The sequence below is a fragment of the Bradyrhizobium altum genome (assembly GCF_020889705.1).
In the GTDB taxonomy this organism is placed as follows: Bacteria; Pseudomonadota; Alphaproteobacteria; order Rhizobiales; family Xanthobacteraceae; genus Bradyrhizobium; species Bradyrhizobium altum.
Window position 1 is genome coordinate 1 of sequence record NZ_JACMYP010000322.1, and the last position, 8,752, is coordinate 8,752.

An 8,752-nucleotide genomic window follows, 5' to 3' on the forward strand; every position below is an offset into this window, starting at 1 on the left:
GGGGAGAGGTCGGATCGCATGAAGCGTAGCGCAATGCGATCCGGGTGAGGGGGGTACAGGTACGTCCGCGAGTCTTGCTGGCGGAGAGGGCCCCTCACCCCAACCCTCTCCCCGCAAGAGCGGGGCGAGGGAGAACTCCTAACCTCAGCGGTAGCGCACGCTGCCGGTCGTGACCGGGTCGGTCGGCAGCACCGTGGCGCCGGCTCTACTGGCGGCAGCGGAGGTGATCATGCCGGGCTCGGCCGCGGCCTGCACATCGCGGGGCGGGTTGAATTCGAGGATGACGAGGACTGCCGTGGCCAGCACCGCCACGGCGGCGGTTGCGAGCGCAGGCACCAGTCTTCCGCGCGTATCGGCTGCGCGAACTTGCATTGACCAATTCCTTTATTGGGGTCGTTCTTTGGACGTGATGTAAGAACGGCCAGGCTTCTTCCCAAGAGTGCGGCGCACATGCCTCACAATCAGTTGTGCCGGCCGTGATGTCCCTCACGGTGTTCGAGACGATGCGGCGTCGGCCGCGTCGAATCGCATTCGTGTCGGACGGCTTGTTTGCACACCATGAGTTGGAAGAGATCGTGGCGTTTTGCATGCGCCTCATGCGCTCGTGATCGATCGCGTGAGGTTGTGATTAATCCGCCTTCGCCAAAGGCTTCGGCGCGACAAGCCCGCCTCAATTAGAGGCTTTCTTTGCTGCGAAAGGCGCGTGCATTAAGCCTTTCTTCACCCGCTCCCAACGCATCAGTACGGATTCGCGTGACGTGAGCGTTGCGAGAGCAATGACACCGCTGTCATTGGCAACAGCTGTCAGCGGGGTTGTCGCACTCGTCGTCATTGCGAGAAGCGAAGCGACGAAGCAATCCATCTTTCCTTACGTTGTGAGGTGGATTGTTTTGCTCCTCGCGTCATCACACGAAGAAGAATCCTCTCGCGCCGCGCATGCACGTCGTGGTCGGATCGATTCACCTGTCAGACAGCGGGAGAGGGCGTGCGCGCGTAGTCTCGCGGCGCGATCGGCCCGAGCTTTGCGGCAGCTTGACCCTCGCTTCTAAGCAGAGGGCGCAGGGAGCGCCGGGTGCCAGCACGCACCCATGGGCCCCGTGCAACAAAAAAGCACGGGGGTAGGACCACAGGTACGGCCGGGCAATCCCGGCGTTCCCCGCGCGGATGGTTTACGGCTTATACGTGCTCTCCCCGGCGAGACCGGGCTTGTTTGCCGCCGCTTCCGCAAAAGCGCTTTCGCGCCTTGCGGGAGGACACCAGCCACTGGGGCGTCAGGCCTGCACGATTTCACCGTCCGCGATGAGGGCGCTCGTCTCGCGCGCTTCTCGCGTCCACCGCATCCCGCACCCAACGTCCGTGACGATCGCGATACGCCCCTCTCAGAGGAGGCGGGACGCGGTCTTCTAATGCTGAGTTGGGGTCTTAGGGAAGAGGAATATTTTCTCAGCAAGGACTGGACAGGCTGTGTCGCATTGAACTTGCTGGCGAAATTCGTTTTTGGCGCATGGTTGCCGCAGCCGTGGAACAAGCGCTGCGGCATCGACTTGATGCAGCGGGCTGGTTACCGGCCTGCACGGCCTTGCAATTTCCTGCCCCCAAAGCCAGGGCCGTGCACTCCCCCGGGGGCGCCAGCTCCCGGGGGTCCAGCCCCCGTGGCGCCAACTCCCTTCAAATGGTCGCAGTCGATTTCCTTCGCTGTGTTCACTAGTGCACCGTCAAGCCACGCCCCGCGGGCGTATTGTCGCTCCATCACCGCGCCAATGTCCGGCACTGTCGGTGACCGAGAACGCCAGTCGCGCTCCCGCCTTCGGATGCAATGGAGCAGCGTGATGCAGATCAGCCTTCCCGACCCGCGCAGATCCCCGGAGCAGCGCCTTGCCGATGAATCGATCCGCCTGCGCGACCAGGCGCGCGTCATGCCTCCCGGCGTCGCACGCGACCGCCTGATCCGCATGGCCCGTCAGGCCGAAACCGCCTCGCAGATCAACGCGTGGGTGGCGTCGCCGGGGTTACGATCGCCGAAGTGAGACGGGCGATGGCGCGATCCGTGCTGTGCTCGCGACGCGTCACGATCCGGAGCGCGTGATCCGGCAGCGGCCGCGCCATCGGTGAATTCGACGGCGCTGGTCGCAGTACCGCAAGCGGTCCGTCGCTCGATGCAGATTTAGAACATTGCGAGGGGTGACGCCCGCATATGCGCGCCGCGATCGGCCCAAGCCGTGCGGCAGCTTGATCCTCGCTCGTGACGCAGAGCGTACAGGGAGCGCCGGCGCGACTGGGCTTGGTTGTCACCGCTCATCGCGGACGGTGAAAGCGTGTGGTCCTGACGCCCTCGTGGCCGGTGACGGCTTGGTGCACGCGTCGGGACAAGCGCTTGGGCTCCGCCAGGGCGGATTTTCCTAGCCAGGTTTAGAAAATGACAAGATTACCTCCCGCCGCATGCGCCCATCGAGCGGCTCTTGGCCGCTTCCAGCGGATGGAGGAGGTAGGTAGCGACGGTTGGCTGGCAGGAGCCTAACGCGTCTTGTTTCATTTTTCAGACCTGCTCTTTCCGCGACCGCAGATACAATCTTTGCGTTTGGAATGAACGTCCCGCGAACCGTATTTTCCCCCACTACATAAATGGCTCTGCCACCTGGCTTGAGAACGCGTGCCGCCTCTGCAACAGCTTGGCGCATGTCCTCAATATAATGCGCAAGCACGGCCTCACGTCTCTGGGATAAACGAGGGCTCAATTTGAGACCCGACATGATATTCTTAATGACGTCATCCCTGTGAGCATCTTTGTCGCTCGTCTCATTCCAACACTCTCCGCTCGGATGTCCGTGAGCTCCTCAATATTGTAGCCCATCCAAACTAGCGAAAATTTGCTGCAGCGCATGTAGTCAATTGCGTTCAGATAGGGTGGGGAGGTCAGAACAAGATCGATAGCTCCGCTGGCGATTGCTAATGATCGTGCATCGCCAAGTGCAGCCTGTGTCGCGGGACTGTTGTGAGCTTGATCTTGTCGAATGCAATTCTTGAGAACGTGACCTGTTGCCCCAAGAAATTTCCCAAACGGTTTCACTGGGCGGTTTCGAAAACCCTGTGTGGGCGGCTGTGCGAAAGATCCATCGCAAGAGACGCACCGGCTTGTTTCGTGATGATAAGACGCGAGAAAGCGCACCAAAGTACATCTCTCGTACGGTCGTCTTGGACCCTAAGAATAGCTTCCGCTAGAGCCGCCAGCTGACGACGCGCATACGGGTCGAACCAGTATCGAATGAACTTTCGTGTCTCGTCGTCAGCGTGGCCCGGATACGCGTCGGCAGTACGGCGGCAGCTAAAGTCGCTCCGAGCGCGCACGAGAACCTCAGTGGCCTTACGCTCGACTTTAGCTTTTGATTCAGCTTTGCGAGATCGTTAGCATTCTTCTCGCAGAAGATGACATGGAATCCCGTCGCGAAAGAGTACTCGGGATCAATGACGTCAGAGAAATTACGTGCGGCTGGCGACACATTTGATCGCTGAAATCTATCAAGATTCTGCTGGAGCAGCTGAACGCTGTCGTTCAACAAGTGAATGATAACTCGGTTTCCATCGTCGAGTAATTTTGCGGTAAGGCAGATCATCATTTCCGTCTTGCCGCTTTGTGGCTCGCCGTAGATCACGAACGAACTCGTGCCCGCACGCAAAGTCTCGCAGGCGCCTGAAACCGCAGCCTCCACGCAGGATGTCTGTTTGTTGAGTTTCTTTAGGCGATTGAGTTGACCCAGGTAAGGTTCACGCTGGGCCGCGATCCCGCTCAGCTCTTCGACATTGACGGCCAACAGTCGCCCCTTCCCTATCGCAGTTGAGCGTTCTCGTTCCTGCGATCACAGCGGGTGGTTTGTCGGCGGCATAGGGTTCGCTTACTTCTCCGATGGTCGAATTGTCGCAAAACAAAAACGGCCGGGTCATCGACCCGGCCGTTCAAAACTCTCTCCGCGAATTCCGCGTCTGATCTAACTCAGCTCGCCTTCTTCACGAACACCGGCTTGCCGACCTTCTTCTCGATCGCGCGCTTGAGGTCCAGCGCGCGGGGCGACAGCACCTCGGCCTTGGCCTTGATCAGGTAGGCGTCGAGGCCGCCATTGTGGTCGACGCTCTTCAGCGCATTGGTCGAGACGCGCAGGCGCACGTTGCGGCCGAGCGCATCCGAGATGAAGGTCACGTTGGCCAGGTTCGGCAGGAAGCGCCGCTTGGTCTTGATGTTCGAGTGGCTCACCTTGTGGCCCGTCTGGGGGCCCTTGGCCGTCAGTTCGCAGCGCCGGGACATTACCAAAAATCCTTATTGCATCCCCGCTTCCGGCGGCACGTGCGATCACGCGGCCCGCGCGGGGGTTTCGAATTCGCGTCCATTTTCCAGGAACCGCGGGTGTATAGGGGGAGAATACCCAAGCGTCAAGATTATATCGCCGCATGGACGTAGCGGGAAATGGCGGTTCATAAGCGCTACCAGCCACTTAACGGCGGATATGGCAACCATATAAAGGGCGTATTCGGCTGCAAGTCTTGGTTCCATAACAGATGCGCACGTTGTCCGGCCGAATTGAAGGACCAAATGGATGACGAAAGAGCGCCGATAGCAGGACCGTCAGGTAGGTTAAGTGACCACCGCCATTGCCCTTTTGCCCCCGCTCGGCCGGCTCATCGGCCTGTGCGCCGGTGCCCTCTTGCTGTTTTGCGCCGAGCGCGCGAGCGCGCAAGGGCGGCTCGACGCCCATTATGAGGCGACGCTCGCCGGTATCCCGGTCGGCAAGGGCACCTGGACCATCGAAATCGGCGACGACACCTTCTCGGCCACGGCCCAGGGCGGCACCGCGGGCCTCTTGAAGGCGTTCTCCGGCGGCAGCGGCGGGGGCGCCTCGCAGGGCCGCGTCGTCAACGGCGCGCTGACGGCCACCTCCTACACCGCGACCACCACCACCTCGAAGAAATCAGAGACGATCCGGATGGTGCTGGCGGGTGGCGGCATCAAGGAATCCACCATCGAGCCGGAGCCGCCGGTCGACGCCGACCGGCTTCCCGTGAGCGATGCGCAGAAGAAAAACGTGTTCGACCCGATGACCGGCTCGTTCCTGCGCGCGCCCGGCAATGCCGAATTGATGAGCCCGGATGTCTGCCGCACCGGCGCCGGCGTGTTCGACGGCCGCATGCGCTACGACCTCAAGCTCGATTTCAAGCGCGTGGAGATCGTGAAAGCCGAGCGCGGCTATCACGGCCCGGCGCTGGTCTGCGCGCTCTATTTCGTGCCGGTCTCGGGCTACATCCCGGATCGCCCTGTCATCAAATACCTCGCCGCCCAGCGCAACATCGAGATCGCCTTCGTGCCGATCGCGGGCACCCGCCTGCTGGTGCCATTCCGCATGACGATCCCGACCCCGCTCGGCCAGGCCATGCTGGAAGCCACCTCGTTCGTCACCACAGCCGCGCCGCCGCGCGTGGCGAAGACGCAGTAGGCTTCTTCGTAGCCCGGATAAGCGAAGCGCCATCCGGGGACAGTCGTCCCGCATATCGCTTCGCTCATGCGGGCTACGAGGCAGCGAGACCGTCACCCTGAGGAGGCCGCGCAGCGGCCGTCTCGAAGGGCGACGCCACGGGCCGGGCCGTGCATCCTTCGAGACGCGCTACGCGCTCCTCAGGATGACGGGTCAGGGAGGGCGACTTGTCAGGGAATGCAACAAACGTCGCCGGAATCCAGTTGACTCTTGCCCGCTTCTGATTCGACTCGCCTGCCCCTGGAACTTAAGGAATTCAGTCCGCATATCCTGTGCTTGTGGAGCCCTCTCAAACTTGATCTAGTGCCGCCGCCGTCAGCCTGCCCGAGATGTTGCGGTGAACGTTTCAGGTCTGGAATGGAGTCACCGATTCGGGCGCGATTCGTTCCGGAGTCGTTCCGAAGCTTAAGGGCGGCGCAGAAAGCGTCGCATTGTGAGACAGATTTGCGAAACACGCTGCCAATGCGAAACATGCAGCCAGACCGTCACCCTGAGGAGGCCGCGCAGCGGCCGTCTCGAAGGGCGACAGCCCCGCTGTCTCATCAAGATCGCCGCAAACGGATCGATCTCGGCCGTGCATCCTTCGAGACGCGCTGACGCGCTCCTCAGGATGACGGGTCAAGGATCTCGCCTTCAATAAAAGAAACACCTGCAAAATATGGCTTTCTCAACTTCGTTCGGAAATGACCGCGTGCCCGGCGCAGGCGTCACTGCGGTGCTGGGGCCGACCAACACCGGCAAGACGCATCTCGCCATCGAGCGCATGCTGGCGCATTCGTCGGGCCTGATCGGGCTGCCGCTGCGGCTGCTCGCGCGCGAGGTCTACAACAAGATCGCGGCCCGCGCCGGCGTCGACAATGTCGCGCTGATCACCGGCGAAGAGAAGATCAAGCCGAAGGCGCCGCGCTTCTGGGTCTCGACCGTGGAAGCGATGCCGCGCGATCTCGATGTGTCGTTTCTCGCGGTCGACGAGATCCAGATCGCGGCCGATCTCGAGCGCGGGCACGTCTTCACCGACCGCATGCTCAACCGCCGCGGCCGCGACGAGACGTTACTACTGGGCGCCGCGACGATGCGGCCGATCATCGAGCGGCTCTTGCCCGGCGCCTCGATCGTCACGCGGCCGAGGCTCTCGCAGCTCGAATTCGCCGGCGACCGCAAGATCACGCGGCAGCCGCGACGCACCGCCATCGTCGCGTTCTCGGCCGATGAGGTCTACGCGATCGCCGAACTGATCCGCCGCCAGCATGGCGGCGCGGCCGTGGTGCTGGGCTCGCTCTCGCCGCGCACACGCAATGCGCAGGTCGAGATGTTCCAGAACGGCGACGTCGATTATCTCGTCGCCACCGACGCGGTCGGCATGGGGCTCAATCTCGACGTCGATCACGTCGCCTTCGCCTCTGACCGCAAATATGACGGCTATCAGTTCCGCCGGCTGACGCCGGCCGAATTCGCGCAGATCGCCGGCCGCGCCGGCCGCGCCACGCGCAACGGCACATTTGGCACGACGGGCCGCTGCGCGCCGTTCGAGCCGGAGCTCGTCAATGCGCTGCAGAACCACACCTTCGACAGCGTCAAGATGCTGCAATGGCGCAACGCCAAGCTCGATTTCGCCTCGCTCGGCGCGTTGCAGGTGTCGCTGGCGCTGACGCCCAATCATGAGGCACTGACGCGGGCCCCGGTGGCCGAGGACCTCCGCGTGCTCGAACATGTCGCACGCGACGCCGAGGTGCGCGAATTCGCGCATGGGGCGGCCGCGGTGGAGCGGCTGTGGGAGGCCTGCCAGGTTCCGGACTACCGAAAGTTGGCGCCGGCCGCCCATGCCGAACTCGTGACCACGCTGTATGGCTTCCTGATGCAAAAGGGGCGTATCCCTGACGCATGGTTTGCCGCCCAGGTCGACCAGGCCAACCGGACCGACGGCGATATCGACACGCTATCGGGCCGGATCGCGCAGATCCGGACCTGGACCTTCGTTGCCAACCGGCCGGACTGGCTCTACGACCCGGACCACTGGCAGGGGATCACGCGCGAGCTCGAAAATAAATTGTCCGATGCGCTGCATGAACGGCTCACGGAGCGTTTCGTTGACAGGCGGACCAGTGTATTGATGCGCCGCCTGCGGGAGAACTCAGTTTTGAATACGGAAATTGGCAAGACCGGTGAAGTGATCGTGGAAGGCCACGTGATCGGCCGGCTCGATGGTTTCACCTTCGCACCTGATGCGGCCGAGGCCGGCAGCGACGCCAAGGCGCTGCAAGCCGCCGCCCAGCAGGTGCTGGCGCGCGAGATCGATACGCGTGCCGAGAAACTGGGCGCCGCTCCCGACGAGCAGTTCGTGCTGACCTCCGACGGCACCATCCGCTGGACCGGCGATGCGGTGGCCAAGCTGGTCGCCGCCGAGGACGCGCTGCATCCGCGGCTGCGCATCATCTCCGACGAGCGGCTGACCGGCGCCTCGCGCGAAGCCGTGCAGACCCGGCTCGATCTCTGGCTCAAGACGCATATCGAAAAGCTGCTCGGGCCGCTGTTCGAACTGTCCAAGGCCGAGGATATCCAGGGCATCGCCCGCGGCATCGCCTTCCAGCTCGTCGAGGCGCTCGGCGTGCTCGAACGCAGCAAGATCGCCGCCGAGATGAAGGATCTCGACCAGCCCTCACGCGCGGCGCTACGCAAATACGGCGTGCGGTTCGGCGCCTATCACATCTATTTCCCGCAGCTCTTGAAGCCCGCGGCGCGCTCGCTGGCCTCGCTGCTGTGGGCCGAGAAGCAGAGCAATGTCGACATGGGCGCGCTGTCGAATGTGCAGCATCTCGCCTCCAGCGGCCGCACCTCGTTCCCGGTCGACAAGGCCCTGCCGCGCGACGGCTATCGCGTGCTCGGCTATCGCCAGTGCGGCGAGCGCGCGGTGCGCGTCGACATCCTGGAGCGGCTCGCCGATCTGATCCGCCCGGCGCTGGCCTGGCGCGAGACCTCGCCGGGCGAGAAGCCCGCGGGCGCGTTCGACGGCCGCGGCTTTGTCGTCACCCAGGCGATGACCTCGCTGACCGGCTCCGCCGGTGAGGACTTTGCCTCGATCCTGCGCGCGCTCGGCTACCGCATGGACCGCCGTCCGCCGCTGCCGCCGAAGGCTGTCGAGATTGCGCCGGCTGAGGCCACCGAGACCGTCGCCGCGGAGACGCCGCCGGCTGAGGCGACGTCTGATGCTGCTGCAGATGCGCCCGTCGATGCCG

The 8,752-nt window shown here is 63.2% G+C and carries 7 protein-coding genes; 3 read left to right on the forward strand and 4 right to left on the reverse strand.

Annotation, left to right across the window (positions count from 1 at the left end; all coding sequences use genetic code 11):
- Positions 1-144: 144 nt before the first annotated feature.
- Positions 145-372 carry a hypothetical protein gene (locus tag H8B02_RS41835; RefSeq protein ID WP_092120035.1) on the reverse strand — a complete coding sequence of 76 codons (228 nt, stop codon included), beginning with the start codon at positions 370-372 and terminating at the stop codon, positions 145-147.
- A gap of 1,457 nt (positions 373-1,829) precedes the next feature.
- Between H8B02_RS41835 and H8B02_RS41840 the strand changes: the two genes are divergently transcribed.
- Positions 1,830-2,027 (forward strand): hypothetical protein, encoded by a 198-nt coding sequence (locus H8B02_RS41840; RefSeq protein ID WP_229171514.1) that lies wholly within the window; start codon positions 1,830-1,832, stop codon positions 2,025-2,027.
- Positions 2,028-2,399: 372 nt separating this feature from the next.
- On the opposite strand, the gene H8B02_RS49205 is transcribed toward H8B02_RS41840, so the two are convergent.
- From H8B02_RS49205 to rpmB, 3 genes are all read right to left on the reverse strand, one after another.
- Positions 2,400-2,750 (reverse strand): methyltransferase domain-containing protein, encoded by a 351-nt coding sequence (locus H8B02_RS49205; protein ID WP_376711775.1) that lies wholly within the window; start codon positions 2,748-2,750, stop codon positions 2,400-2,402.
- 465 nt (positions 2,751-3,215) lie between these two features.
- Positions 3,216-3,809, reverse strand: a complete 594-nt coding sequence (locus H8B02_RS41845) for a hypothetical protein (RefSeq protein WP_229171515.1) — start codon at positions 3,807-3,809, stop codon at positions 3,216-3,218.
- 179 nt (positions 3,810-3,988) lie between these two features.
- Positions 3,989-4,297 carry a 50S ribosomal protein L28 gene (rpmB, locus tag H8B02_RS41850; protein ID WP_092120029.1) on the reverse strand — a complete coding sequence of 103 codons (309 nt, stop codon included), beginning with the start codon at positions 4,295-4,297 and terminating at the stop codon, positions 3,989-3,991.
- A gap of 352 nt (positions 4,298-4,649) precedes the next feature.
- Between rpmB and H8B02_RS41855 the strand changes: the two genes are divergently transcribed.
- Both H8B02_RS41855 and H8B02_RS41860 read left to right on the forward strand, forming a co-directional pair.
- On the forward strand, positions 4,650-5,480 hold the full coding sequence (locus H8B02_RS41855) for a DUF3108 domain-containing protein (protein ID WP_376711776.1): 831 nt from the start codon (positions 4,650-4,652) through the stop codon (positions 5,478-5,480).
- 697 nt (positions 5,481-6,177) lie between these two features.
- Positions 6,178-8,752: helicase-related protein (locus tag H8B02_RS41860; protein WP_229171516.1), on the forward strand; the 2,575-nt coding region annotated here is incomplete at its 3' end.